This window comes from Caulobacter sp. HJHS_5, from assembly GCF_056683955.1.
The window spans coordinates 1-25,132 of the sequence record NZ_JBWZNC010000001.1; the positions used below are offsets into that span (position 1 = coordinate 1).

The 25,132-nt window shown below is 67.1% G+C and carries 36 protein-coding genes; all 36 read left to right on the plus strand.

Annotated features, from left to right (window positions below; genetic code table 11):
- Positions 1-363 (plus strand): EF-Tu C-terminal domain-related protein (locus tag ACFLIT_RS00005; protein ID WP_479909123.1); only part of this gene is annotated, 363 nt, incomplete at its 5' end.
- A 214-nt stretch (positions 364-577) separates the two neighbouring features.
- Positions 578-2,251 carry a CocE/NonD family hydrolase gene (locus ACFLIT_RS00010; RefSeq protein ID WP_479909124.1) on the plus strand — a complete coding sequence of 558 codons (1,674 nt, stop codon included), beginning with the start codon at positions 578-580 and terminating at the stop codon, positions 2,249-2,251.
- Positions 2,252-2,372: 121 nt separating this feature from the next.
- Positions 2,373-3,536 carry a GNAT family N-acetyltransferase gene (locus ACFLIT_RS00015; RefSeq protein ID WP_479909125.1) on the plus strand — a complete coding sequence of 388 codons (1,164 nt, stop codon included), beginning with the start codon at positions 2,373-2,375 and terminating at the stop codon, positions 3,534-3,536.
- Positions 3,537-3,540: 4 nt separating this feature from the next.
- Positions 3,541-4,467, plus strand: coding sequence for a transcriptional regulator (locus ACFLIT_RS00020; RefSeq protein ID WP_479909126.1), 927 nt, complete (start codon positions 3,541-3,543; stop codon positions 4,465-4,467).
- A 99-nt stretch (positions 4,468-4,566) separates the two neighbouring features.
- Positions 4,567-5,412, plus strand: coding sequence for a GIN domain-containing protein (locus tag ACFLIT_RS00025; protein ID WP_479909127.1), 846 nt, complete (start codon positions 4,567-4,569; stop codon positions 5,410-5,412).
- Positions 5,413-5,713: 301 nt separating this feature from the next.
- Positions 5,714-6,022 carry a 30S ribosomal protein S10 gene (rpsJ, locus tag ACFLIT_RS00030; protein ID WP_004616952.1) on the plus strand — a complete coding sequence of 103 codons (309 nt, stop codon included), beginning with the start codon at positions 5,714-5,716 and terminating at the stop codon, positions 6,020-6,022.
- Positions 6,023-6,034: 12 nt separating this feature from the next.
- The gene (gene rplC / locus ACFLIT_RS00035) at positions 6,035-6,793 is read left to right on the plus strand and encodes a 50S ribosomal protein L3 (RefSeq protein WP_479909128.1); all 759 of its coding nucleotides are present in this window, start codon (positions 6,035-6,037) and stop codon (positions 6,791-6,793) included.
- Positions 6,793-7,425, plus strand: coding sequence for a 50S ribosomal protein L4 (gene rplD / locus ACFLIT_RS00040; RefSeq protein WP_479909129.1), 633 nt, complete (start codon positions 6,793-6,795; stop codon positions 7,423-7,425). Before rplC ends, rplD begins: the two co-directional genes overlap by 1 nt.
- On the plus strand, positions 7,425-7,721 hold the full coding sequence (locus ACFLIT_RS00045) for a 50S ribosomal protein L23 (protein ID WP_479909130.1): 297 nt from the start codon (positions 7,425-7,427) through the stop codon (positions 7,719-7,721). Before rplD ends, ACFLIT_RS00045 begins: the two co-directional genes overlap by 1 nt.
- A 4-nt stretch (positions 7,722-7,725) precedes the next feature.
- Positions 7,726-8,565, plus strand: a complete 840-nt coding sequence (gene rplB, locus ACFLIT_RS00050; protein WP_479909131.1) for a 50S ribosomal protein L2 — start codon at positions 7,726-7,728, stop codon at positions 8,563-8,565.
- Positions 8,566-8,568: 3 nt separating this feature from the next.
- Positions 8,569-8,847, plus strand: a complete 279-nt coding sequence (gene rpsS, locus ACFLIT_RS00055; protein WP_479909132.1) for a 30S ribosomal protein S19 — start codon at positions 8,569-8,571, stop codon at positions 8,845-8,847.
- 2 nt (positions 8,848-8,849) lie between these two features.
- Entirely contained in the window at positions 8,850-9,230 is a 381-nt protein-coding gene (gene rplV, locus ACFLIT_RS00060) for a 50S ribosomal protein L22 (protein ID WP_479909133.1), read from the plus strand.
- Positions 9,230-9,982 carry a 30S ribosomal protein S3 gene (gene rpsC, locus ACFLIT_RS00065; protein ID WP_479909134.1) on the plus strand — a complete coding sequence of 251 codons (753 nt, stop codon included), beginning with the start codon at positions 9,230-9,232 and terminating at the stop codon, positions 9,980-9,982. The genes rplV and rpsC overlap by 1 nt, the downstream gene beginning before the upstream one ends.
- Before the next feature lie 11 nt (positions 9,983-9,993).
- Entirely contained in the window at positions 9,994-10,425 is a 432-nt protein-coding gene (rplP, locus tag ACFLIT_RS00070; RefSeq protein ID WP_479909135.1) for a 50S ribosomal protein L16, read from the plus strand.
- Positions 10,426-10,428: 3 nt separating this feature from the next.
- Complete coding sequence (gene rpmC / locus ACFLIT_RS00075) at positions 10,429-10,620, plus strand: 50S ribosomal protein L29 (RefSeq protein WP_479909136.1); 192 nt, start codon at positions 10,429-10,431, stop codon at positions 10,618-10,620.
- Between the two features lie 9 nt (positions 10,621-10,629).
- Complete coding sequence (gene rpsQ / locus ACFLIT_RS00080; RefSeq protein ID WP_479909137.1) at positions 10,630-10,869, plus strand: 30S ribosomal protein S17; 240 nt, start codon at positions 10,630-10,632, stop codon at positions 10,867-10,869.
- A 19-nt stretch (positions 10,870-10,888) separates the two neighbouring features.
- Entirely contained in the window at positions 10,889-11,257 is a 369-nt protein-coding gene (gene rplN, locus ACFLIT_RS00085; protein WP_479909138.1) for a 50S ribosomal protein L14, read from the plus strand.
- Entirely contained in the window at positions 11,257-11,571 is a 315-nt protein-coding gene (gene rplX, locus ACFLIT_RS00090; RefSeq protein WP_479909139.1) for a 50S ribosomal protein L24, read from the plus strand. Before rplN ends, rplX begins: the two co-directional genes overlap by 1 nt.
- Positions 11,564-12,124: a 50S ribosomal protein L5 gene (gene rplE, locus ACFLIT_RS00095; protein WP_479909140.1), complete on the plus strand. Its 561-nt coding sequence runs from the start codon at positions 11,564-11,566 to the stop codon at positions 12,122-12,124. The genes rplX and rplE overlap by 8 nt, the downstream gene beginning before the upstream one ends.
- Positions 12,125-12,142: 18 nt before the next feature.
- A complete protein-coding gene (gene rpsN / locus ACFLIT_RS00100; protein WP_479909141.1) occupies positions 12,143-12,448 on the plus strand; it encodes a 30S ribosomal protein S14 in 306 nt (101 codons plus the stop codon).
- 13 nt (positions 12,449-12,461) lie between these two features.
- Positions 12,462-12,860, plus strand: coding sequence for a 30S ribosomal protein S8 (gene rpsH / locus ACFLIT_RS00105; protein WP_479909142.1), 399 nt, complete (start codon positions 12,462-12,464; stop codon positions 12,858-12,860).
- A 1-nt stretch (position 12,861) separates the two neighbouring features.
- A complete protein-coding gene (gene rplF, locus ACFLIT_RS00110) occupies positions 12,862-13,395 on the plus strand; it encodes a 50S ribosomal protein L6 (protein ID WP_479909143.1) in 534 nt (177 codons plus the stop codon).
- Positions 13,396-13,398: 3 nt separating this feature from the next.
- On the plus strand, positions 13,399-13,752 hold the full coding sequence (gene rplR, locus ACFLIT_RS00115; protein WP_479909144.1) for a 50S ribosomal protein L18: 354 nt from the start codon (positions 13,399-13,401) through the stop codon (positions 13,750-13,752).
- Between the two features lie 11 nt (positions 13,753-13,763).
- The gene (rpsE, locus tag ACFLIT_RS00120) at positions 13,764-14,366 is read left to right on the plus strand and encodes a 30S ribosomal protein S5 (RefSeq protein ID WP_479909145.1); all 603 of its coding nucleotides are present in this window, start codon (positions 13,764-13,766) and stop codon (positions 14,364-14,366) included.
- Positions 14,367-14,371: 5 nt separating this feature from the next.
- On the plus strand, positions 14,372-14,554 hold the full coding sequence (gene rpmD, locus ACFLIT_RS00125) for a 50S ribosomal protein L30 (protein ID WP_479909146.1): 183 nt from the start codon (positions 14,372-14,374) through the stop codon (positions 14,552-14,554).
- A gap of 122 nt (positions 14,555-14,676) precedes the next feature.
- Complete coding sequence (gene rplO / locus ACFLIT_RS00130; RefSeq protein ID WP_479909147.1) at positions 14,677-15,159, plus strand: 50S ribosomal protein L15; 483 nt, start codon at positions 14,677-14,679, stop codon at positions 15,157-15,159.
- A 112-nt stretch (positions 15,160-15,271) separates the two neighbouring features.
- A complete protein-coding gene (gene secY / locus ACFLIT_RS00135; protein WP_479909148.1) occupies positions 15,272-16,624 on the plus strand; it encodes a preprotein translocase subunit SecY in 1,353 nt (450 codons plus the stop codon).
- A gap of 35 nt (positions 16,625-16,659) precedes the next feature.
- Complete coding sequence (locus tag ACFLIT_RS00140; protein ID WP_479909149.1) at positions 16,660-17,232, plus strand: adenylate kinase; 573 nt, start codon at positions 16,660-16,662, stop codon at positions 17,230-17,232.
- Positions 17,233-17,435: 203 nt separating this feature from the next.
- Positions 17,436-17,804, plus strand: coding sequence for a 30S ribosomal protein S13 (gene rpsM, locus ACFLIT_RS00145; protein WP_479909150.1), 369 nt, complete (start codon positions 17,436-17,438; stop codon positions 17,802-17,804).
- A gap of 9 nt (positions 17,805-17,813) precedes the next feature.
- On the plus strand, positions 17,814-18,203 hold the full coding sequence (rpsK, locus tag ACFLIT_RS00150) for a 30S ribosomal protein S11 (RefSeq protein ID WP_479909151.1): 390 nt from the start codon (positions 17,814-17,816) through the stop codon (positions 18,201-18,203).
- A gap of 72 nt (positions 18,204-18,275) precedes the next feature.
- Positions 18,276-19,292, plus strand: a complete 1,017-nt coding sequence (locus ACFLIT_RS00155) for a DNA-directed RNA polymerase subunit alpha (protein ID WP_479909152.1) — start codon at positions 18,276-18,278, stop codon at positions 19,290-19,292.
- Between the two features lie 157 nt (positions 19,293-19,449).
- Positions 19,450-19,860, plus strand: coding sequence for a 50S ribosomal protein L17 (gene rplQ / locus ACFLIT_RS00160; RefSeq protein WP_479909153.1), 411 nt, complete (start codon positions 19,450-19,452; stop codon positions 19,858-19,860).
- A 154-nt stretch (positions 19,861-20,014) separates the two neighbouring features.
- The gene (locus ACFLIT_RS00165) at positions 20,015-21,349 is read left to right on the plus strand and encodes an NTP/NDP exchange transporter (protein WP_479909154.1); all 1,335 of its coding nucleotides are present in this window, start codon (positions 20,015-20,017) and stop codon (positions 21,347-21,349) included.
- Entirely contained in the window at positions 21,349-22,293 is a 945-nt protein-coding gene (locus tag ACFLIT_RS00170; RefSeq protein ID WP_479909155.1) for an aldo/keto reductase, read from the plus strand. Before ACFLIT_RS00165 ends, ACFLIT_RS00170 begins: the two co-directional genes overlap by 1 nt.
- A gap of 61 nt (positions 22,294-22,354) precedes the next feature.
- A complete protein-coding gene (locus ACFLIT_RS00175) occupies positions 22,355-23,653 on the plus strand; it encodes a TCR/Tet family MFS transporter (RefSeq protein ID WP_479909156.1) in 1,299 nt (432 codons plus the stop codon).
- Positions 23,654-23,688: 35 nt separating this feature from the next.
- Positions 23,689-25,125 (plus strand): Do family serine endopeptidase, encoded by a 1,437-nt coding sequence (locus tag ACFLIT_RS00180; protein WP_479909157.1) that lies wholly within the window; start codon positions 23,689-23,691, stop codon positions 25,123-25,125.
- Positions 25,126-25,132: the final 7 nt, after the last annotated feature.

Sequence of the window (25,132 nt, forward strand, 5' to 3'; positions counted from 1 at the left end):
GTCGGCGTGCTGCTGCGCGGCACCAAGCGTGAAGACGTCGAGCGCGGCCAGGTTCTGTGCAAGCCGGGTTCGATCACGCCGCACAAGAAGTTCCAGGCCGAGGCCTACATCCTGACCAAGGAAGAAGGCGGCCGCCACACGCCGTTCTTCACCAACTACCGTCCGCAGTTCTACTTCCGCACGACCGATGTGACCGGCATCATCAAGCTGAAGGAAGGCGTGGAAATGATCATGCCGGGCGACAACGCCGAGCTGGACGTCGAGCTGATCACCCCGATCGCCATGGACCAGGGCCTGCGCTTCGCCATCCGCGAAGGCGGCCGCACGGTCGGCGCCGGCGTCGTCTCGAAGATCATCGAGTAGTCGCCTAAGCCTCACGGCTGAAAGATCAGGGCCTCCGAGGGAAACCTCGGGGGCCTTTTTCTTTGGCCGCAGCCCCCCTCGTTATCCTGAGCGCGCGCAGCACAGTCGAAGGACGCCAGGCGGCGCCGCCGTGCGTCCTTCGACTGGGCCGCTTGCGCGGCCCGCTCAGGATGACGAAGCTTGGAATGACAAGAAGAAGACTCGGGGAGGGGCCATGAAACGCGTCGCCATCGCCATCGTGGCGCTCTTCACCGCCCACGCGGCTCAAGCCCAACCCTTCCAGCTCGGAGCCGGCACGGAGACCCGCCAATGGCTCCCCGAGCGGGCCAAGGTCGCCAACGTCGGCGGCCGCTCGCCCGTCACCATCAAGGACGACGTCGCCATCACCGCGCGGGACGGGACCACCCTCGACGCCCGGCTGTTCCTGCCCACGCTCGCGCCCGGCGCCGCCCCGACGCCCTGCATCCTCACCGCCGATGGATACGGCCGCGGCTCCGGCACGGGGGCCGAGGTCGATCCGGTGCTGATGGACGTCGCCTCGCGCGGCTATGCGGTGGTGCACATGAGCCTGCGCGGCTCCGGAAAGTCCGGTGGTCAGGCGACGCTTTATAATGAGTTCGGCCATGACGGTTACGACGCCATCGAATGGATGGCCAGGCAGCCGTGGTGCAACGGCAAGGTCGGCATGGTCGGTCAGTCGCTGCTCGGCATTACCCAATGGCTCACCGCCAAGGAAGCGCCGCCCAGCCTGAAGGCGATCGTCCCGCAGGTGGCCTGCGGCGACTGCTACAGCCTCCTCTGGTATCCCGGCGGCATGGTCCCAGGCCCGGGCCGCCTGGCGCGTCGCCTTTCGCCGGGGGCGGAGCGGGAATACGAGACCGCCATCCAGCACCGCGATCTCGACGACTGGTGGAAGGGGCGCACCACCCAGGCCGAGGACGTCAAGGCCATCGCCGCGCGGGGCGTCGCCGTCTTCCTGTCCGGCGGCCTCGACGACTACATCACGCCGGGCAATGTCAGCGCTTACGAGCAGTTCGATGGGCCGAGGAAGCGCCTGCTGCTGGCGCCTCATGCCCACGGCTGGAACATCGCCTATCTGCAGGAGCTGCAGATTCAGTGGCTCGATCACTGGCTCAAGGGCGTCGACAACGGCGTCGAGGCCGCGCCCAAGGTCATTCTGTATGTGAAGGGCGCCGACCGCTGGCGCTACGAGGCCGATTGGCCCATCCCCGACGCGAGGCCCGTCACCCTGCGACTGGCGCCCGCCCGCAGCGGAACCATCGCCAGTCTCAACGACGGCGCCCTGACCGCCCGCGCGGCCGCGGGACCGCCCGCCACCTTGCCCTACGCCCCGGGCGCCGGCCCGGCGCTGCCGGTGTTGCTGAGCTCCAGCCAGGGGCGCTCGGCGGCCGACCAGCGCCCCTTCGAGGCCCAGGTTCTGACCTGGACCTCGGCGCCGCTCACCGTCGCCACGGAAATCACCGGCCATCCGCGCGTCTCGTTGTGGGCCGCCTCCAGCGCCACCGACGGCGATGTTGTCTTCAGCCTGAACGATGTCGCCCCGGACGGGACCTCGACCCAGGTGGTGCAGGGCTATCTCAACGTGCCGCACCAGGCTTCGATGTCGGCGTCCAGGCCCCTGACGCCCGGCCAGGCCCAAAAGATCGAGCTCGACCTTCTGCCCACGGCTTACGTCTTCCAGCCCGGCCACCGCCTGCGCCTGGCCCTGGCCGGCGCCGCCAGCGTCCCCGAAGGCATGCCCCAGCCGCAGGGGCCGGGACAGAACCCCATCGCCTTCACCTGGACGGTGCTGCAGGACGCCGCCCACCCGGCGACGCTCACACTGCCGGTCATCGGGACGTCGGGCGCGCAGTTGGTCGCCCAATAAGGCGGGCGCACCGCGTTCGTCGAACGCAACATTACGTCATGAACTTAACCATGACTTTTTACGCGCCCCCAAGCCGCTGGCGCCATCCTTGCTGCAAGACTGGGGAGGGGGACGCGAGGGAATGTCGTCGATCGACGTCGAAGTTGTGGCGCCGGAAGCGCTGGGCCAAGCGGAGATCGCCGCGTGGTCCGCCTTTCGCGCGGCCTCGCCCCAGCTCGCCAGCCCATACTTCGATCTGCGATACGTCCGCGCGGCCGCCGCCCAGGCGCCCTATGGCGCGGTGGCGATCGTTCACCGCCAGGGCGCGATCTGCGGCTTCCTGCCCTTCCAGCGCCGCGGAGCCCTGCTGCAGCCCCTGGGGGCGCCGCTCAGCGACTATCACGGCCTCATCGCCGCCCCGAACGCCGCCATCGCCCTGACCGAGGTGCTCGACCGCCTCAAGGCGCAGCGCTTCAGATTCTCCAGTCTTGTCGGTCCGCCCCCGGTCCACAGCACGCCTCTGTTCGCCATGGCCGCGGATCTCAGCGGCGGCTTCGCCGGCTGGGAAGCGGCGCGTCTTGCCGCCGGCCGCGGCGGCTTCCTGAAGGACAAGCGCCGCCGGATGCGCCAGCTCGAGCGCGACCTCGGGCCGGTGCGTTTCTCGCTGACAAGGGCCGAGCCGGAGATACTCGACCAGATCATCGCCCTGAAGCGCGCGCAGATTCGCCGCACCGGCCAGCACGATGTCTTCGCCTGCGGTTGGACCGCGCGCCTGCTGCATAGGCTGGGCGAAGCCGTCGAGCCGGATTTCGGCCTGCGGGTCGCGACGCTCCACGCCGGCGATCGCCTTGCCGCCGCCGAGATCGGCCTGCGGGGCGGCGAGACGCACCATCTTTGGTTTCCGATTTTCGACCCTCAGCTGGCGCGCTATTCGCCCGGCTCGCTGATGACCATCGAGACCTTGCGGGCGGCGGCGGAGCAGGGCGTCGCTCAGGTCGATTTCGGCCCTGGCTTTGAGGCCTATAAGAGCGACTTCGCGACGCCCTCCCATGTCGTCCACGAAGGCGTCGTCGGCGCCCATCTCGTTTCGCCGGGCCTGCGCCAACGCCATGCCGCCGTGGTCCAGGTGATGCGCCGCCTCGACCGCATCGCCGCCTGCGAGCCGCAATGGCCGGGTCGTCTGCAGGGCGCTTCCATTTTCGCCGCCGACGTCGCGCGTCGTCGCCCGGCGGTCGGCCTGAGCCTCGGCGGCGTGGGCGCCGCCATCGGCCTCAGTCTCGGCCTAAGCCTGCTCAATGGGGAATAATCTCATGTCGCTTCCCGGCGCCTATGACCTCGACCGTCTGGTTCCAGATTGGGACGACGCCACGCGCCGCGACTTCCGCGCGCGGCCGGTCACCTTCCGTCACCGCCTGCGTGAGACCGGCCTCTTCGAGGACGCGCCCCTGGCGGCGCTGCTCGACCGCTATCCGGCCGAACTCTACGACATCAACCTCTTCGACTTCGACGACGAGGGCCAGGTCACCATGCGCACCGGCGTGCGCGGTCGGATGCCCGGCGAAGAGGTGCTGGCCGGCGTGAAGTCCGGCCGCGTCTGGGTGCAGCTGCGCCGCGCCGAGCAGCACTATCCGGCGCTGGGCGAAGCCATGCGGGCGGCCTTCGACGGCATGGCGCGCCAGCAACCCGGCTTCCGTCCGGTGCAGATGAACGCCCAGCTGATCCTTTCGGCCCCGCAGGCCAAGGTGCCGTTCCACGCCGACGCGCCGGGCGTGACCCTGTTCCACCTGCGCGGCCGTAAGCGCATCTGGATCTATCCGGCCGACGAGACCCACATGCCGCAGATCGGCATGGAGAATATCGTCCTCAAGCAACAGACCGAGGATCTGCCGTACAATCGCGGCATGGACGCCGTGGCCGAGGTGTTCGACCTGGAGCCCGGCCTGGCGGCCGCCTGGCCGCTTCACGCGCCGCACAGGATCGAGAACCTCGAAGGCTTCAATGTCTCCCTCTCGGTCGACTATCAGACCTGGGAGACCCGCCTCCTGAACGGGGCTCACTATACCACGGGCCTGATGCGCCGCGCCGGCGTGCGCCCCCCGCGCCTGCAGCAGGCTCCGCAAGCGGCCCGCGCCGCTCTGTGGGCCGCCTCCCTGGCGTTGAAGCGCATGCCCCTGGTCAAGGACCGTATCGCCGACATCGAACGCAGCTTCGAGCTGGGCGGCGCGGCGGCCGCCTGAGCCCGCCTTACAACGGTGTCATGACCCCGAATTAAGCTGCCTTGCCGAGGGGAGGGCGTTACGTCCCCGTCACCGTCGCATGGCAAGGGAGGCTCACCGATGCGCGCTCATATTCTTATCGGCGCGGCCAGCGCCATGGTCCTGGCCGGCGTCGCGGGCGCGGCGCACGCGGCCACCAGGGTCGAGATCAAGGACGCGGTCGCCCGCGTCACTGTCATCCCCGAACCCCGCAATGACGTGAAGGTCGAGGTGGTCAAGCGCCACCCGGGTCTGCCGATGGACATGCGGGTCAACGGCGACACCGTCGAAGTCGACGGCAATCTCAGCCGAAACGCCATTCGCGGCTGCATGACCGTCAACGGCAAGACGCGGGTGAACGTCCGCCGGGTCGGCACGGTGAACTACGATGAGATGCCGCAGCTGATCGTGCGCACCCCGATGGACGCCAATGTTCGCGTCGGCGGCGCCGTGTTCGGCGAGGTCCGTCCCTCCTACAGCCTGGAGCTCTCCAACCGCGGCTGCGGCGACTGGCGCGCGGCCGACACGCGAGGCCTGTTGAAATTGCGTCAAGCAGGGTCCGGCAGCCTGGAGGCGGGCCGGGCCGGAGGCCTGGAGGCGGAGATCGCCGGATCGGGCGACGTCGCTGTAGGCGCGGTTGCAACCAAGGTGGACATCAGCATCGCTGGATCCGGCGACGCGGTCGTCGAAAGCGCCAACGGCGACATCGACACCAAAATCGCGGGCTCGGGCGATATCGAGGTTCGCGGCGGCCGGGCAGGGCGAATGGAGGCCCATATCGCGGGCTCGGGCGACATTCGATTCGGCGGCGTGGCGGATCGCCTCGACGCCAACATCGCGGGGTCCGGCGGCATCAGCGTCCAGCGCGTGAACGGCCCCGTCGAGCGGCACATCATGGGCTCGGGCGAGGTGAGCATCGGCCAGTGATTTCCCCTCGGGTGCGCGGGGCTTTCGGCTTGACGCACCCGAGTCGTTGAAGTATCCACCGCGCCTCTGTTGGACCGGCTGTGCCTCTCGAGGCAGACGCGGTGCGCGGAACGACCTTCAACCGATTTCGGTCGGGTGAGGGGAAAAGGCCCAGGCGGGGCGCTTCGATAGCGTCGGCGCGTGGGCCGTATTCGTTTTGCGGACGTAAGCGTACCGAGACTCGCAAGGGTTTCGGGTCGGTCTTTGAAATGGTTCAGGATCACGCGGGCGGACGCCGTCTGTAGGGAAGACAAGAGCAACTATGGATCGTCAGAACATCCGGATCAGGCTCAAAGCCTTCGATCACCGCGTGCTGGATCATTCAACGCGTGAGATCGTAAACACGGCCAAGCGCACGGGCGCGACCGTGCGTGGTCCGATCCCGCTGCCCACCCTCATCGAAAAGTTCACCGTCAACCGCTCGCCGCACGTCGACAAGAAGTCGCGCGAGCAGTTCGAAATCCGCACGCACAAGCGCGTGCTCGACATCGTCGACCCCACCCCGCAGACCGTGGACGCGCTCATGAAGCTCGACCTGTCCGCCGGCGTGGACGTCGAGATCAAGCTGTAAGGAGCCGGACAGATGCGCACCGGCGTACTCGCCAAGAAAGTCGGCATGACCCGCTTCTTCGATGAAGCTGGCCAGCACGTGCCCGTGACCGTCCTCAGCCTCGAGGGCTGCCAGGTCACCGCCCAACGCACCCAGGAGAAGGACGGTTACGTCGCTCTCCAGCTGGGCGCGGGCGCCAAGAAGGCCAAGAACACCACCAAGGCCGAGCGCGGCCACTTCGCCAAGGGGCTCGTCGAGCCCAAGCGCGTCGTGAGCGAATTCCGCGTCACGGAAGACAACCTGATCGAAGTCGGCGCCGAGTTCACGGCCGACCACTTCGTCGCCGGCCAGAAGGTCGACATCCAGGGCGTCACCGTCGGTAAGGGCTTCGCCGGCGCCATGAAGCGCTGGAACTTCGGCGGCATGCGCGCCACCCACGGCGTGTCCGTCTCGCACCGTGCTCACGGTTCGACCGGCAACCGCCAGGATCCGGGCCGTACGTTCCCGGGCAAGAAGATGGCCGGTCACCTCGGCCAGGAAACCGTCACCACCCTCAACATCACCGTCTGGAAAGTGGACGCCGAGCGCGGCCTGATCCTGGTGAAGGGCGCCGTCCCCGGCGCCGAGGGGTCCTACGTCAAGGTCCGCGACGCGGTGAAGAAGGCCCCCTCGGGCGTTCCGACCCCCGGCGCCTTCCGCAAGCCGGGCGCGCAAGCTGCTGCTCCGGCTCCGGCCGAGACGCCCGCCGAGGAGGCTCCGGCCGCCGAAGCCACGCAAGAGGGCGCTGAATAATGAAACTCGACGTCATCAAGCTTGACGGCGGCAAGGGCGGCTCGATCGAGCTGTCGGACGCGATCTTCGGCATCGACGAGATCCGCGGCGACATCCTGCAGCGCGTCGTCACCTGGCAGCTGGCCAAGCGCCGCTCGGGCAACCACAAGATCCAGGTCCGCAACGAAGTCTCGCGGACCTCGAAGAAGATGTACAAGCAGAAGGGCACCGGCGGCGCCCGTCACGGCTCGCGTCGTGCGGCTCAGTTCGTCGGCGGCGCCAAGGCTCACGGCCCGGTTGTCCGCAGCCACGCCTTCGACCTGCCGAAGAAGATCCGCGCCCTGGCCCTGCGCCACGCGCTGTCTTCGAAGGCCAAGTCGGGTTCGATCGTCGTTCTCGCCGAGGCCGTCGCGGCCGACGCCAAGACCGCCGCCCTGCGCACCAGCTTCGAGAAGATCGGTCTCACCAACGCGCTGGTCATCGCCGGCCCGGAAGTGGACGCGAACTTCAAGCTCGCCGCCCGCAACATTCCGAACGTCGATGTGCTGCCGAACGCCGGCCTCAACGTCTACGACGTCCTGCGTCGTCATACGCTGGTGCTGACCCCGGCCGCCGTCGAAGCGATCAACGCTCGCTTTGAGGAGGCTGCGTAATGGCCGCCACCGCCCGTCACTACGACACCATCCTCGCGCCGGTGATCACCGAGAAGGCGACCGTTCTGTCCGAACAGAACAAGGTCGTGTTCCGCGTCGCCGAAGACGCGTCGAAGGACGAGATCGCCGCCGCGGTCGAAGAGCTGTTCAAGGTCAAGGTCACCAAGGTCAACACCCTGGTCACCAAGGGCAAGACCAAGCGCTTCCGCGGTCGTCCGGGCAAGCGCGCGGACGTCAAGAAAGCCATCGTGACGCTGGCCGACGGCCAGTCGATCGACATTACGACGGGGCTCTAAGTCAATGGCTCTGAAGCAGTTTAATCCGACGTCGCCGGGCCGCCGCGGTCTGGTGCTCATCGACCGGTCCGAGCTCCACAAGGGCCGTCCGGAAAAGTCGCTCGTCGAAGGCCTGACCAAGTCGGGCGGTCGTGGCGGCGGCGGTCGTATCGCCGTTCGCTTCCGCGGCGGCGGCGCCAAGCGCCTCTATCGCGTGGTCGACTTCAAGCGTCGCAAGTTCGACGTGTCCGCCACGGTGGAGCGTCTGGAGTACGACCCCAACCGCACCGCCTTCATCGCCCTCATCAAGTATGACGACGGCGAGCTGGCCTACATCCTGGCTCCGCAGCGCCTGAAGGTCGGCGATCAAGTGATCGCCAGCGCCAAGGTCGACGTGAAGCCGGGCAACGCGGCTCCGCTCAGCGGTCTGCCGATCGGCACGATCGTTCACAACGTCGAGCTGAAGCCCGCCAAGGGCGGCCAGATCGCCCGTTCGGCCGGCGCCTACGCCCAGCTGGTCGGTCGCGACGGCGGCTACGCCCAGATCCGTCTCGGCTCGGGCGAGCTGCGCATGGTTCAGGATAGCTGCATGGCCACGGTCGGCGCCGTCTCGAACCCGGACCACTCCAACCAGATCCTGGGCAAGGCCGGTCGCGTTCGTCACATGGGCTTCCGTCCGCACGTTCGCGGCGTCGCCATGAACCCGGTCGACCACCCGCACGGTGGTGGTGAAGGTCGCACCTCGGGTGGTCGCCACCCGGTGAGCCCGACCGGCAAGCCGACCAAGGGCTCCAAGACCCGGACCAACAAGGCCACGGATAAGTTCATTATCCGCAGCCGCCACAAAGCCAAGAAGGCCCGCTAAGCCATGACCCGCTCTGTCTGGAAAGGCCCGTTCGTCGACGGCTACCTCCTGAAGAAGGCCGACGTCGCGCACAACGGCGGCCGCAAGGACGTGATCAAGACCTGGTCGCGCCGCTCCACCATCATGCCGCAGTTCGTCGGCCTCACCTTCGGCGTCCATAACGGCCACAAGCACGTGCCCGTGACGGTCAGCGAAGACATGGTCGGCATGAAGCTCGGTGAATTCGCGCCGACCCGTTCGTTCCCGGGTCACGCGGCCGACAAGAAGGCCAAGCGGAAGTAGCCATGAGCCAGAAAACCAACACGCGTCGCGAAAGCGCCGCCGAGGCCAAGGCCAAGGTGGTCAACCTGCGGATCAGCCCTCGCAAGCTGAACCTGGTCGCTCAGTCGATCCGCGGCCTGAACGTCCAGCGCGCTCTGAACGAGCTGGAGTTCAGCCACAAGCGCATCGCGCGCGACGTTCGCAAGGCGCTCTACAGCGCCATCTCGAACGCCGAGAACAACCACAACCTCGACATCGACAGCCTGGTCGTCGCCGAGGCCTATGTGGGCAAGAACATCATCATGAAGCGCTTCAGCGCCCGCGCTCGCGGTCGTTCGTCGCGTATCGAAAAGCCGTTCAGCGAGATCACCATCGTGGTCCGCGAGCTGGGTGAGGCCGCCTGATGGGTCAGAAAGTCAATCCGGTCGGGTTCCGTCTCGGCGTCAACCGCACCTGGGACAGCCGTTGGTTCGCCGACGGCGCTCAGTACGCGACCCTGCTCCACCAGGACATCAAGGTCCGCAAGTTCCTGAAGCAGCGCCTGCTGCAGGCGGGGATCTCGCGCATCGTCATCGAGCGTCCGCACAAGAAGTGCCGGATCACCATCTACGCCGCCCGTCCGGGTGTCGTGATCGGTAAGAAGGGCGCCGACATCGAGAAGCTCCGCAAGGACCTCTCGGTCATCGCCGACGGCGAGATTCACCTGAACATCGTCGAAGTGCGCAAGCCCGAGACCGACGCCCAGCTGATCGCCGAGAACATCGCGCAGCAGCTCGAGCGCCGCGTCGCCTTCCGTCGCGCCATGAAGCGCGCGATGCAGGGCGCCATGCGCCTCGGCGCCAAGGGCATCCGGATCAACGTTTCGGGTCGCCTCGGCGGCGCTGAAATCGCCCGGATGGAATGGTACCGCGAAGGCCGCGTGCCGCTGCACACCCTGCGCGCCGACATCGACTTCGGCTTCACCGAAGCCAAGACGACCTACGGCATCATCGGCGTGAAGACCTGGGTCTTCAAAGGCGAAGTGCTGGAGCACGATCCCATGGCGCTCGACAAGCGTCTGGCCACCGAGTCCGGCCCGGCCGGCGAGGGCGGCGGACGTGAGCGTGGCGATCGTCCCGACCGCGGCGACCGCCGCGACCGTCGTGACCGCGCGTAAGGGCTACGATCATGTTGCTACCCAAGAAGACTAAGTACCGGAAGCAGTTCAAAGGCCGGATCAAGGGCGCCACCAAGGGCGGCGCTCTGCTGAACTTCGGTTCGTACGGCCTGAAGGCTGTCGAGCCGGAACGCATCACGGCTCGCCAGATCGAAGCGGCCCGCCGCGCGATCACCCGCCAGATGAAGCGTCAAGGCCGCGTCTGGATCCGCATCTTCCCGGACGTGCCGGTCACCGGCAAGCCCGCCGAAGTGCGTATGGGTAAGGGCAAGGGCGCGGTGGACCACTGGGCCGCCCGCGTCGCTCCCGGCCGTATCATGTTCGAAATCGATGGCGTCGCCGACGACATCGCTCGTGAAGCCCTGCGTCTGGGCGCCGCCAAGCTGCCGATCCGCACCCGCGTGGTGACCCGGATCGACGCCGGCGTCGCTGTGGAGGCCTAAGCCATGAAGATCGCCGACGTGCGGGGCATGACCCCGGACCAACTCGCCGACAACCTGCTCAGCCTGAAGAAGGAGCAGTTCAACCTGCGCTTCCAGGCCGCTACGGGCCAGGTTGAAAAGACCCACCGCGTGAACGAAATCCGCAAGGACATCGCGCGGATCAAGACCGTGCTGCGCGCCAAGAAGACCGCGTAAGGAACCGATATGCCGAAGCGAATTCTCGAAGGCGTGGTCGTCTCCGATAAGGGCGACAAGACCGTGGTGGTGAAGGTGGAGCGCACGCTGCTTCACCCGGTCCTTAAGAAGACCGTCCGCCGCTCCAAGCGCTATCACGCGCACGACGAAGGCAACGCCTACAAGACGGGCGAAGCCATTAAGATCGTCGAGTGCGCTCCGAAGTCCAAGCTGAAGACCTGGGAAGTGCTTCCCAAGGCTTCGGCGTAAGTTCTGGAAGGTTTAGACCATGATCCAGATGCAAACTAACCTGGAAGTCGCCGATAACTCGGGCGCGCGCCGGGTCATGTGCATCAAGGTGCTGGGTGGGGCGGGTCGCCGCTACGCCAGCGTCGGCGACGTCATCGTCGTGTCCGTCAAGGAAGCGATCCCGCGCGGCCGGGTGAAGAAGGGCGACGTCCTTCGCGCCATCGTCGTGCGCACCAGCCAAGGGCTGAAGCGCAAGGACGGCTCGCTGATCCGCTTCGACAAGAACGCGGCCGTGATCGTCAACAAGCAAGCCGAGCCGATTGGCACCCGTATCTTCGGGCCGGTTCCGCGCGAGCTGCGCGCCAAGAACCACATGAAGATCATCTCGCTCGCGCCGGAGGTGCTGTAATGGCCGCCAAGATCAAGAAGGGCGACCGCGTCGTCCTGCTGACCGGCAAGGATAAGGGCAAGACCGGCCAGATCACCCAGGTGATGCCGAAGGAAGACCGTGTCGTGGTCTCCGGCCTGAACCTGGTGAAGCGTCACACCAAGCCGACCCAGGGCGACCCCCAGGGCGGCGTCAAGACCAAGGAAGCCCCGGTCCACGTCTCGAACGTGGCCCTGGTGGACTCCAAGGGCAAACCCACTCGCGTCGGCTTCAAGATCGAAGGCGACAAGAAGGTCCGCGTCGCCAAGACGACCGGCGAGGTGATCAATGGCTGAGCAAGCTTACGAGCCGCGGCTGAAGACCGAATATCGCGCGCGCATCCGCGCCGCGATGAAGGAGCAGTTCGCCTACACCAACGAGATGCAGATCCCGAAGCTCGACAAGATCGTGCTGAACATGGGCATCGGCGAGGCGGTGGCCGACTCCAAGAAGGTCCAGGCGGCGATCAAGGATCTGGCGGCGATCGCCGGCCAGAAGCCCATGCCCACCAAGGCCCGCAACTCCATCGCCGGCTTCAAGCTGCGTGAAGGCATGGTGGTCGGCGCGAAGGTCACCCTTCGCAAGGACCGCATGTACGAGTTCCTGGACCGTCTGATCACGATCGCCCTGCCGCGCGTGAAGGACTTCCGCGGGCTGAAGCCGACCTCGTTCGACGGTCGTGGCAACTACGCCATGGGCCTGAAGGAGCACATCGTGTTCCCCGAGATCAATTACGACCAGATTGATCAGATGTGGGGCATGGACATCATCGTCGCCACGACTGCGAAGACCGACGACGAAGCGCGCGCGCTTCTCAAGGAGTTCCAGTTCCCGTTCGTCGCGAACTGACGGGAAGGATAGAGAGCCATGGCTAAGAAAAGCGCCGTAAACCGCAACGAGATGGTGCGGGCCCTCGTGAAGCAGCTCGCCGCCAAGCGGGCCGCCCTCAAGGCGACCGCCAACGACGAAAGCCTGCCGCTGGAGGAGCGCTTCGAAGCGCGCCTGAAGCTGGCCAAGCTGCCGCGCAACAGCTCCGCCACCCGCATTCGCAACCGCTGCGAAGTGACGGGTCGTCCGCGGGCGTTCTACCGCAAGCTCAAGATGAGCCGGATCGCGCTGCGGGAGCTCGGCTCCCAGGGCCAGATTCCCGGCCTCGTGAAGTCCAGCTGGTAGGGGAGGTCAGAAGATGTCGATGAACGATCCCCTGAGCGACATGCTCGCTCGCATCCGCAACGCGGCCCAGCGCAAGCGCGCCACGGTCTCGACCCCGGCCTCGAAGCTGCGCGCCCGCGTGCTCGACGTGCTGGCTTCGGAAGGCTACATCCGCGGCTACTCGCTGGTCGAGAAGCCCGGCGCCTTCCCGGAGTTCGAAATCGAACTGAAGTACTTCGACAACGAGCCGGTGATCGCCGAGATCGCTCGCGTGTCGAAGCCGGGCCGTCGCGTCTATTCGTCGATCAAGGACCTGAAGCCGATCAAGAACGGCCTCGGGATCTCGATCCTGTCGACGCCCAAGGGCGTCATGTCCGACACCGCCGCTCGCGATGCGAACGTCGGCGGCGAAGTGCTCTGCAGGGTCTACTAAGATGTCCCGTATCGGCAAAAAGGCCGTCGCCATTCCGTCGAACGTGACCGTCACGCTCGATGGCCAGACCGTCACCGTGAAGGGCCCCAAGGGCCAGCTCGCGTGGACCGTCTCGGAAGACATCGAGGTCAAGCAAGAGGGCGGCGAACTGACGCTGGCCCCGCGCAATGACACCCAACGCGCCCGCGGCATGTGGGGTCTCTCGCGCACCCTGGTGGCCAACATGGTCACCGGCGTCACCACCGGCTACGAGGAAACCCTCGAACTGGTCGGCGTCGGTTATCGCGCCGCCATGGTCGGTCCGGTGCTTGAGCTGCAGCTCGGCTTCAGCCACGAAGTGAAGGTCGAGCCGCCCGCCGGCATCACCTTCGCCTCGGCGAAGCAGACCGAGATCAAGATCTCGGGCATCGACAAGCAGGCCGTGGGTGAGATCGCCGCCAAGATCCGCCGTATCCGTCCGCCGGAGCCCTACAAGGGCAAGGGCGTCCGCTACGCCGGTGAAAAAGTGCGCCGCAAGGAAGGCAAGAAGAAGTAAGCCATGGCTCTGTCTCCCCGAGAATCCGCCCAGCGGCGCGCGCAGCGTAACCGCACCCGCCTGCGTCAGCTGGCCAACGGCCGCCCGCGCCTGTCGGTGTTCCGCTCGTCGAAGAACATCTACGCCCAGATCATCGATGATGCGAACGGCGTCACCCTGGCCGCCGCCTCGTCGCTGGAAGGCGACAAGAAGGTCGGCGCCGACAAGGACGCCGCCGCTGTCGTCGGCAAGCTGGTCGCCGAGCGCGCCATTGAAAATGGCGTCAAGGACGTCGTGTTCGATCGTGGCGGTTACATCTATCACGGCCGGGTGAAAGCCCTCGCCGACGCCGCGCGCGAAGCCGGCCTCAACTTCTAAGGAATTAGAGCATGGCTCGTGGTGAACAACAGCGCGAAGGCGGCCAACGCCGCGACCGTCGCGATCGCAACGCTCCCGAAGCGGCTGCCGAAACCGACATCGTCGAGAAGCTGGTCCACATCAACCGCGTCGCCGCCACCGTGAAGGGCGGCCGTCGCTTCAGCTTCGCCGCTCTGATGGTCGTCGGCGACCAGAAGGGCCGCGTCGGCTTCGGTCATGGCAAGGCGCGCGAAGTGCCGGAAGCCATCCGCAAGGCGACCGAAGAAGCCAAGAAGTCGATGATCCGCGTTCCGCTGCGCGAAAGCCGCACCCTGCACCACGACGGCAATGGCCGTTGGGGCGCCGGCAAGGTCATGGTCCGCGCGGCGCCTCCCGGCACCGGCGTCATCGCCGGCGGCCCGATGCGTGCGGTTCTCGAAACCCTCGGCGTGCAGGACGTTGTCGGCAAGTCGTCGGGCTCGTCGAACCCGTACAACATGGTGCGCGCCACGTTCGAAGCCCTGAAGGTTCAATCGTCGCCCCGCCAGATCGCCGCCAAGCGCGGTAAGAAGGTGGCCGACATCCTGGGTCGCCGCGCCGATGGCGCTGGCTCGCCCGACGCCATCGAAGGCTAAGAGTCATGGCTGAGAAGACCGTCACCGTCCGTCAGACGGCGAGCCCGATCCGTCGCACCAAGGACCAGCGCGCCACCCTGGCGGGTCTGGGCCTGAACAAGATCGGCCGCACCGCGACCCTCGAAGACACCGCGTCCGTCCGTGGCATGATCGCCAAGGTCGCGCACCTGGTCGAAGTCGTCGGCTAAATTCCGACTGGAGGGCGGTGGCCGCTTAGGCTATCGCCCTTCGGCGGCTTGCCGCACGCAACACATTTCATCGCCGAGTCGGGTCACGGGACCCGGCGCCAGATCTCCAAGGAGAGGCACATATGACGAAGCTCAACGAACTCGCTCCACGTGAAGGCTCCACCAAGGGCCGTATGCGCGTCGGTCGCGGCCCGGGCTCGGGCAAGGGCAAGACCGCCGGTCGCGGCGTGAAGGGCCAGAAGGCGCGCTCGGGCGTCGCCATCGCCGGCTTCGAAGGCGGCCAGATGCCGCTCCACATGCGTATGCCGAAGCGGGGCTTCAACAGCCTGAACCGCAAGGACTTCGCGGAAGTGAACCTGTGGCGTCTGGAACAGGCCGTCGCCGCCGGCAAGCTCGACGCGAAGAAGGCCATCGACCCTGAAGCCCTGGTCGCCTCGGGCGTCCTGCGCCGCGCCAAGGACGGCGTGAAGCTGCTCGGCAAGGGCGAGCTGAAGGCCAAGCTCAACATCACTGTCTACGCAGCCACCCCGTCGGCGCGCGCCGCGGTCGAGAAGGCCGGCGGTTCGGTCACCGAGACCAAGCCGGCTCCGAAGGCGGAAGCCTAAAGGACTACCCGATACGCCCCCGCGCCGCGTGGCGATGGGGGCGAGCAGGGCGCGGGTGACATCGGGAGAGTCGTCTCCTATCTGTCACGTCTCGCAAGTCGTGGGGATTTGAATGGCCTCGGCCGCCGAACAGCTCGCAGCCAATATGAACTTCGGTTCCTTCCAGAAGGCGACCGAACTTCATAAGCGTATCTGGTTTACGCTCATCGCCCTGGTCGTCTATCGGCTGGGCACCTACGTCCCGATCCCCGGCATCAACATCGCCCAGTTCGCGGCGGCGTTCCAAGGCCAAGCCCAGGGCATCCTGGGCATGTTCAACATGTTCTCGGGCGGCGCCGTCGAACGGATGGCGATCTTCTCGCTGAACGTGATGCCTTACATCTCGGCGTCGATCATCGTGCAGCTGATGGGCACGGTCTATCCGCCGTGGGAAAAGCTCCGCAAGGAAGGCGGCGAGGCGGGGCGCAAGACGCTCAACCAGTACACCCGCTACCTCACGGTCATCCTGGCCGTCTTCCAGTCGTTCGGCATCGCCGTGGGCCTGCAGTCCACCGCCGGCCTCGTCATTGATCCGGGACCGGTGTTCGTGCTGTCGACCGTGGTCATCCTGACCGGGGGCACCATGTTCCTGATGTGGCTGGGCGAGCAGATCACCGCCCGCGGCGTCGGCAACGGCGTCTCCCTGCTCATCTTCGCCGGCATCGTCGCCGCCCTCCCGACGTCGGTCGGCCAGATGTTCGCGATGACGCGGACCGGCAGCCTGTCGCTCTTCGGCATGGTCATGATCTTCGCCGTCGCGGTGCTCGTGATCCTGGCCATCGTCTTCGTGGAACGCTCGCAGCGCCGGATTCTCGTGCAGTATCCCAAGCGCCAGCAGGGGAACCGCATGTTCGGCGGCGAAACCTCGTTCCTGCCGCTGAAGATCAATACCGCCGGCGTCATCCCGCCGATCTTCGCCTCGTCGCTGCTGCTGCTGCCGGCCACGGTGATGGGCTTCCTGGCCCAGTCCAACCTGCCGGCCTGGGCTCAGTGGGTTCCCGGCGCGGTCGGCCAGCTCAGCCACGGCCGCCCGGCCTTCATGGTGGCCTACGCCGCCCTGATCATCTTCTTCTCGTTCTTCTACACCTCGATCGTGTTCAATCCCGACGAGACGGCGGAGAACCTGCGCAAGTACGGCGGCTTCCTGCCGGGCATCCGCCCCGGCAAGCGCACGGCCGACTATCTGGATTTCGTGCTGACCCGCCTGACGGTGATCGGCGCCCTCTACATCACCGTCGTCTGCCTTCTGCCCGAGGCGATGATCTCGCTCTTCAAGGCGCAGACCTTCTATCTCGGCGGCACCTCCATCCTCATCGTCGTCTCGGTGACGATGGACACGGTGGCGCAGATCCAGTCGCATCTGCTGGCCCACCAGTACGAGGGCCTGATCAAGAAGTCGAAGCTCCGGGGCGGTCGCGGCCGCTGAGGGCCGCGCATCGTCTCACGCTAGGGGGAGGGGCAATGAATCTGATCCTGTTCGGGCCGCCGGCCGCCGGCAAGGGCACCCAGGCCAAGCGCCTGGTCGAAACCCGCGGCATGGTGCAGCTGTCCACCGGCGACATGCTTCGCGCGGCGATTGCCGAAGGCAGCGAGCTGGGGCTGAAGGTCAAGGCCGTGCTGGATCGCGGCGACCTCGTCACCGACGAGATCGTCATCGCCCTCATCGAGGCCCGCCTGCCGGAAGCCGAGGCCGCCGGCGGCGCCATCTTCGACGGCTTCCCCCGCACCGTGGCCCAGGCCGAGGCGCTGGACGCCATGCTCGCCGGCCGCGGCGCGCGCATCGATGCGGTGCTGCGCCTGAAAGTCGACGAAGAGGCCCTGAAGGCGCGCATCACCAAGCGGTTCGAAGAGCAGGGCAGGGCGGACGACAACCCCGAGGTCTTCGTCACCCGGCTCGAAGCCTACAACCGTCAGACCGCCCCGCTGCTGCCGTACTACCAGGCGCAGGGCAAGCTCGAGGAGCTCGACGGCATGGGCTCGGTGGAACAGGTTTCCCGTCAGATCGACGCGGCCCTCGAGGGCGTGACGGTCTGACGTCCCGAGGCGGTTCCGGCCGCGCTTGGGGAGTAAAGGAATTGGGGACGTTTAGGCGTCTCCGCCATTGACTGTGGAGGACTCGTTCGTTACACGACCCCCTCCGCGAAAGGGCGCGAGCTGCGTCGCACACGTTCTCCCCATCGGGGCGAGGGCGGGTGTGTCGTTTGCGCTTTAATGCGTGACTAGGAGATTCTGAGAACGTGGCCCGTATCGCTGGCGTCAACATTCCGACCAACAAGCGCGTCGTCATCGCGCTTCAGTACATTCACGGCATCGGCCCGAAGTCCGCTGAGGACATCGTGTCGAAGGTCGGCATCGAGGACGCTCGCCGGGTGAACCAACTCACCGACGCCGAGATCCTGCAGATTCGCGAGACCATCGACCGCGACTTCACCGTCGAGGGCGACCTGCGTCGCGAGACCGCCGTCAACATCAAGCGTCTGATGGACCTGGCCTGCTACCGCGGCCTGCGTCACCGCAAGGGCCTGCCGGTCCGCGGTCAGCGCACCCACACCAACGCCCGCACCCGCAAGGGCCCGGCCAAGCCGATCGCCGGCAAGAAGAAGTAAGAGCGCACAATGGCCAAGGACACGGGTCGCGTCAAAAAGCGCGAGCGCAAGAACATCACCTCGGGCGTCGCGCATGTGAACGCCTCGTTCAACAACACGATGATCACCATCACCGACGCTCAGGGGAACACCATCTCCTGGTCGAGCGCCGGCATGATGGGTTTCAAGGGTTCGCGTAAGTCGACCCCTTACGCCGCCCAGATGGCCGCCGAAGACGCCGGCAAGAAGGCCGCCGAGCACGGCGTGAAGACCCTGGAAGTGAACGTCTCCGGTCCGGGTTCGGGCCGTGAATCGGCCCTGCGCGCTCTGCAGGCCGCCGGGATGACGATCACGACCATCCGCGACGTCACGCCGATCCCGCACAACGGCTGCCGTCCGCCCAAGCGCCGCCGCGTCTAGTACCGACTACCTATCTTCCCTTCGCCGGCTGCTTTTCGCGGCCGGCGAGCCGCGTTCCGAGGGACCCGACACGTGATCGAAAGAAACTGGAACGAGCTCATCCGCCCCGAAAAGCCCCTCATCGAGACCGGCGCCGACGCCAGCCGCAAGGCTCGCATCGTCGCTGAGCCGCTCGAACGCGGCTTCGGCGTGACGCTCGGCAACGCGCTCCGCCGCGTTCTGCTCTCCTCCCTGCAAGGCGCCGCCGTCACCGCCGTCCAGATCGACGGCGTGGTGCACGAATTCTCCTCGCTGGAAGGCGTGCGTGAGGACGTCGTCGACATCGTTCTCAACATCAAGCAACTCGCCGTCCGCATGCACTCGGAAGGCCCCAAGCGCATGACCCTGCGCGCCACGGGCCCGGGCGCGGTGACCGCCAGCCAGATCGAAGCCGGCTCGGACATCGAGATCCTCAACGGCGACCACGTGCTCTGCACCCTGGACGAAGGCGCCACCGTGCGCATGGAGTTCACCGTGCAGAACGGCAAGGGCTACGTCCCGGCCGACCGCAACCGTCCGGAAGACGCGCCGATCGGCCTGATCGCCGTCGACGCCCTCTACAGCCCGGTCAAGCGCGTCGCCTATCGCGTCGAGCCGACCCGTCAGGGCCAGTCGCTCGACTACGACAAGCTGATCCTCGAGATCGAAACCAACGGCGCTGTCAGCCCCGTGGACGCCGCAGCCTATGCCGCGCGCATCCTGCAGGACCAACTGCAGCTGTTCATCACCTTCGAAGAGCCGAAGGCCAAGGCTTCCGACGAAGCCAAGCCGGAGCTGCCGTTCAACCCGGCCCTGCTGAAGAAGGTGGACGAGCTCGAGCTGTCGGTTCGTTCGGCTAACTGCCTGAAGAACGACAACATCGTCTACATCGGCGACCTGATCCAGAAGACCGAAGCCGAGATGCTCCGCACCCCGAACTTCGGCCGCAAGTCCCTCAACGAGATCAAGGAAGTGCTCGCGGGCATGAACCTGCATCTCGGCATGGACGTGCCGAACTGGCCGCCGGAAAACATCGAAGACCTGGCCAAGAAGTTCGAAGACCAGATCTAAGACCGAGTTTGCGTCGACTCCGGGCCGCTTCGGCGGCCTGGGCCCGTTGAACCTGCATCAGCAGGGGAGGGCTCCGGCGCTTCATGAGGACCCGGGCGGGAGCAGGCCGGGATTTGTTCGGGCTGGGACGGTTGTCCCACGCTAAAGGAGACTTCCAATGCGTCACGGATACGCGCACCGCAAACTGGGTCGTACGACCGCGCACCGCCTCGCCATGTTCGCCAACATGTCGGCCAGCCTGATCAAGCACGAGCAGATCGTCACCACCCTGCCGAAGGCCAAGGAACTGCGTCCGATCGTCGAAAAGCTGGTCACCCTGGCCAAGCGCGGCGACCTGCACGCCCGTCGTCAGGCCATCTCCAAGGTCCGCGACGTCGAACAGGTCGGCAAGCTGTTCGCCGTGCTCGGCCCGCGCTACGCCGGCCGCAACGGCGGTTATATCCGCGTCCTGAAGGCCGGCTTCCGCTACGGCGACAACGCCCCGCTGGCGGTCATCGAGTTCGTCGACCGCGACGTGAACGAAAAGGGCAAGGACTCCGGTCCGGTCCAGGTGGCCATCGAGGACTAAGGTCCAGCCATCGTCATTGACGTCTAAAGAGCCTCCGGGGGCCGCCCCGGGGGCTTTTTTGTGATTTCGGTTTCGACCCTGAAACAAAAACCGCGGGTCTCTGGCGTCTACTCGTCCGCAAGCTTCCATTGAGAGGCATTCGCGGGAGGCGTCGGTGAGCGAGACGGTCGAGGCGAAGGGCTGGGGCAGGCTGCTGCGGGCGCGGCCTCTCGAAATGAAGCCGGTGATGCTGGCCTTCGCCTACTTCTTCTGCGTGCTGGCCTGCTACTACGTCCTGCGCCCCGTGCGCGACGAGATGGGCATCCGCAGCGGCGTGCGGAACCTGCCCTGGCTGTTCACCGGCACCTTCGTCGCCAGTCTGGTCATCGCCCCGATCTACGCCGCCCTGGTTGGCCGCCTGCGGCGCGCGGTGTTCATCCCGACGGTCTACGGCTTCCTCACGCTCAACATCCTGGTCTTCTGGGCCTGTCTGACTTTCGGCGTGGCGGTCGCCCAGACGGCGATCGTCTTCTTCGTCTGGATCACCGTGTTCAGCGTCTTCGCCGTCTCGGTGTTCTGGTCGTTCATGGCCGACCTGTTCTCGTCGGAGCAGGCCAAGCGGCTCTATCCCGTCATCGCAGCCGGCGGCTCGCTCGGCGGCTTCGCGGGGTCCGCCACGGTCACCGGCCTCGCCAAGGTCGTCGGCCCGGCCAATCTGCTGGGCGTCGCCGCCGTGCTGCTCGCCCTGGCCCTGGCCTGCGCCATGGCCCTGGAACGCCATGCAACGGCGAAGGCGGCCTCGGCGGACAAGGAAACGCGCGACAATACCGTCGGCGGCCGGTGGGGCGGGCCGGACAAGGCCATCGGCGGCGGCTGGCTGGCGGGCGTCGCCACCATTCTCCGCTCGCCCTATCTCAGCGCCATCGCGATCTGGGTGTTCCTGCTCTCCACCGCCAACACCTTTTCCTACTACATGCAGGCGCAGATCATCTCCGACGCCAACCTCGATACGGCGACCCGCACCCAGATCTTCGGGGCCATCGATCTGGCCACTAACATCCTCATTCCCCTCGTGCAGCTGATCGTCACCGGCTTCCTGCTCAAGCGGGTCGGCGTCGGCGTGACCCTGGCCATCGTCGCCGTCGTCGGCGTCGCCGGCTATCTCTCGCTGGCCGCCGCCCCGGTCCTGGCGGTGATCGTCGGGGTGCAGGTCGCCTATCGCGCCGGCTCGCTCGCGATCTCCAATCCGGCGCGCGAGGCCCTCTGGCCGGTCGTCGCCCGCGAGGAGAAGTACAAGGCCAAGAACGTGGTCGACAACGTGGTCTTCCGCGGCGGCGATGTCGCCAACGCCTGGATCTACAATCTGCTCAGCGCCACCGCCGGCCTCGGCGTCTCGGCCATCGCCCTGATCGGCGCGGCCGTCTCAGCCTGCTGGATCGGCCTGTCGCTCGGCCTCGGCCGCACCCAGGCCCGCAAAGTCGCCCAACACCCCGTAGAAGGAGCCGCCTGATGTTTCCCTCGATCTCGCGTCGCGCCGTTCTCGCTGCCGGCGCCGCCGCCATCGCCTCGACGCCCTTTGGCCCGGCGTTCGCCCAGGCCCCGCCGCAGGCCGCCGCCGGCCCGGTGCGCACTAAGCCCATCCCCTCGTCGAAGGAGGCGCTGCCCATCGTCGGCATCGGCACCGCCATCATCTTCGACTTCCAGAACGACCCGGCCAAACAGGCCGAGCGCGCCGAGGTGCTGAAGACGCTCACCCAGTCCGGCGGCGGCAAGCTGATCGACACCGCCCCGTCCTACGGCATGGCGGAGGAACGGCTCGGGGAGTTGCTTCAGCAACTGGCCCTTCGCGACAAGGTGTTCCTCGCCACCAAGGTCGCCGCCCGCGAGGACCGCGCCGCCCAGATCGCCTCGATGGAGCGCTCGAAGACGCGCCTGAAGACCCAGAGCTTCGACCTGATGCAGGCCCACAACGTCGCCGACGCCAACTACGACATCGGCCTGCTGCGCGAGTGGAAGGCCCAGAAGGTGTGCCGCTACACAGGCATCACCAGCTCGATGGACGCGGCCTACGACGCGCTGGAGCAGGTCCTCCGCCGCCAGAAGCCCGACTTCTTCCAGATCAACTACTCCCTGGCCGACCGTGACGCCGAGGCCCGGCTGCTGCCCGCCGCCGCCGACTCCGGCTGCGCGGTGCTCACCAACCTGCCGTTCGGCCGCAACTCGATGTTCGCCAAGGTCGCCGGCAAGCCGTTGCCCGACTTCGCCAAGGAGTTCGACGCCTATACCTGGGCGCAGTTCTTCCTGAAGTATCTGCTGTCCCACCCGGCGGTCACCGCCGTCATCCCCGGCACCGACAAGCCGCAATACATGGTCGACAATCTGGGCGCCGGCCGCGGCAAGCTGCCCGACGCGGCCATGCGCAAGCGGATGGTGGATTACTTCACCGCGCTGTAAGGGGGCGAGGGCGGCTTCGCCCCTCTGGACGACCGGCGATATCCGGGTCACCAAGGGCGCCATGACCGATCCGGCCCCCACCGAGACGCCGCCCGTTCCCGCCGCCGGCGCTAGGCGCAAGGCCGCCATCGGCTTCATCTACGCCACGGCGCTGATGGACGTGATCTCGCTCGGGATCATGATCCCCGTCCTGCCCAACCTCGTGAAGGCGCTGAACGGCGGCGACACCGCGCTCGCCGCCGACTGGCAGGTGGTCTTCGCCACCGTCTGGGCGATCATGCAGTTCTTCTTCTCGCCGATCCTCGGCATGCTGTCGGATCGCTTCGGTCGCCGGCCGGTGCTGCTGATCTCCATCTTCGGCCTCGGCGTCGACTACCTGTTCATGGCCTTCGCCCCGACGCTCTGGTGGCTGCTGGTCGGCCGGGCGCTGAACGGGATCACCGCCGCCAGCTTCTCCACCTCGGGCGCCTACATCGCCGACATCACCCCGCCGGAAAAGCGCGCCGCCGCCTTTGGCCTGCTTGGCTCGGCCTTCGGCGTCGGCTTCGTCATCGGGCCGGGCATCGGCGGCTACCTCGGTTCGATCGACCTACGCCTGCCGTTCCTGGTCGCCGCCGCATTGGCCCTGGCCAACTGGCTCTACGGCCTGCTGATCCTGCCGGAATCCCTGCCGCCCGAGCGACGCGTGCCCAAGTTCGACTGGAGCAAGGCCAACCCGATCGGCTCGCTGAGGCTGCTGTCCTCGCACCCGGACCTGCTGGGCCTCGCCGGCGTCTTCTTCCTGTTCCAGCTGGCGCACAATGTCCTGCCCAGCGTCTTCGTGCTCTACACGGGCTTCCGCTACGGCTGGTCGCCGTTCGACGTCGGTCTGATGCTGATGGCCACCGGCGTCGCCAATATCGTCGTTCAGGCGGGGTTGGTCGGCCGGCTGGTCAAGGTCATGGGCGAGCGCGGCGCGCTGCTGCTGGGGCTCGCCTGCGGGGCGCTGGGCTTCCTCGTCTACGGCCTCGCCCCCACCGCCCAGATCTACTGGCTCGGCCTGCCGGTCTTCGCCCTCAGCGGCCTGATCGGCGCGGCCGGGCAGGGGCTGATGAGCCGCCGTGTGAAGCCGTGGGAACAGGGGCAGCTTCAGGGCGCCAATTCCAGCATGATGGGGCTCGCCAGCCTCGTCGGTCCCAGCCTGTTCGGCCTCACCTTCGCCTGGTCGGTGCGCAACGACGCCACCCTCCATATGCCGGGTCTGGCCATCCTGATCGCCTCGGCATTGTTGCTGCTGGGCTTCGTCCTGGCCTGGAAAGTGGCCAAGGCCCCGGATGAGGCGGACAACGCCATGATTGCGCCGGAAAAGGCGGCTCCTTAAGTCATCGTCCCAAACGACGGAGACGCAAGAAGCTCATGCGCGCCTACAAGGCCCTGATTCCCGCCCTGGCTCTCCTGGGCGCCTGCACCGATCCCGCGGCCAGCAGCAAGGCTCAGCCGGTTCCCGCCCCGGCCGGCGTCGACCTCGCCCAGCCGACCCGCCGTCCGCCCGGCGACGCCCTGACCATGAAGCAGTCCTTCGCGCCGATCGTGAAGAAGGCCGCGCCCGCCGTGGTCAACGTCGCCAGCCGCCGCGTGGTGCGCCAGCGCGCCGATCCGTTCTGGGATTTCTTCATGGGCGGCTCGGGCATGCCGCGCGAACAGGTCCAGCAGTCGCTCGGCTCGGGCGCCATCGTCCGCGCCGACGGCGTCATCGTCACCAACCACCACGTCGTCGAGGGCATGACCGAGATCGCGGTCCAGCTCTCCGACCGCCGTGAATTCCCCGCCACCGTCCTGCTCGACGACGCACGCAGCGACCTGGCCATTCTCAAGATCGACACCAAGGGCGAGCGCCTGCCGGTGCTGGCCATCGACGACCAGGAGCCGGTGCAGGTCGGCGACCTGGTGCTGGCCATCGGCAACCCGTTCGGCGTTGGCCAGACCGTCACCAACGGCATCGTCTCGGCCTTGGCCCGCACGGACGTCGGCATCACCGACTATTCGTTCTTCATCCAGACCGACGCGGCCATCAATCCGGGCAATTCCGGCGGTCCGCTGGTCGACATGGACGGCGACCTGATCGGCCTGAACACCGCCATCTTCTCGCGCTCGGGCTCGTCCAGCGGCGTCGGCTTCGCCATCCCGGCGGCTATGGTCAAGCAGGTGGTCACCGCCGCCGTCGGCGGCCGCTCCTCGGTGGTGCGGCCCTGGCTCGGGGCGCGGGGCCAGACGGTCAGCGCCGAAATCGCCCGCACCCTCGGCATGAACGCTCCGCGCGGCGTGCTGATCGGCGATGTCTGGCCGGCCTCGGCCGCCGCCCGCGCCGGCCTGCGCTCGGGCGACGTGGTGCTCGCCGTCGACGGCCAGCCGGTCAATGATGACGCCGGCGTCACCTACTACTTCGCCACCCGCAAGCCGGGCGACAACGTGCGGGTCGATATCCGCCGCGACGGCGCCGAGCGCAGCCTCACCGTTCGCGCCGAGGCGCCGCCCAACACGCCGGCCGCCGACGAGCGGCTCATCGGCGCCGGCAGCCCGCTGGAAGGGGCGACCGTCGTCAACGTCTCGCCCGCCTCCGCCGGCGAGCTGGGCATCGATCCGTTCAACGGCCAGGGCGTGCTGATCACCAAGATCGGCGGCGGCTTCGCCATGCAGGCCGGCCTGCGCCCCGGCGACTTCATCCGTGCGGTGAACGGGACCGAGATCACCAGCGTCCGCCAGCTGGTCGGCGTCCTCGCCGGCGCGGGGCGCGCCTGGACCCTGACCGTCGAGCGTAACGGCCAGCGGATCACCGCCCAGTTGCGGACCTGACGGTCCG